Origin of the sequence: Psychrobacter sp. TB20-MNA-CIBAN-0197 (genome assembly GCF_040309765.1) — a bacterium.
Lineage (GTDB): Bacteria > Pseudomonadota > Gammaproteobacteria > Pseudomonadales > Moraxellaceae > Psychrobacter > Psychrobacter submarinus.
Genome location: NZ_JBEOPC010000741.1, coordinates 1 through 265, shown reverse-complemented (window position 1 = coordinate 265; position 265 = coordinate 1). Strand labels below are relative to the sequence as shown.

The 265-nt window shown below is 65.7% G+C and carries 1 protein-coding gene; it reads left to right on the top strand.

From position 1 onward, the window contains the following. The coding region (locus AAEY83_RS15800) for a DUF4147 domain-containing protein (RefSeq protein ID WP_351060471.1) at positions 1-265 on the top strand (265 nt) is incomplete at both ends.

The following is a 265-nucleotide window of genomic DNA, read 5'->3' as shown; positions in this document are numbered from 1 at the left end:
GCATCACCCTCGCCGACAAGCAGGCGATCAACAAAGCCCTGCTCAAATCCGGCGCGACCATCGGCGAGATGAACTGCGTGCGCAAGCACCTCTCGGCGATCAAGGGTGGCCGCCTCGGCAAGGCCTGCTGGCCGGCGACGGTTTATACCTACGCGATTTCCGATGTGCCCGGCGACCTCGCCACCGTCATTGCCTCCGGCCCGACCGTGGCCGATCCGAGCACTTCGGCCGAGGCGCTGGCGATCATCAAGCGCTACGGCATCGA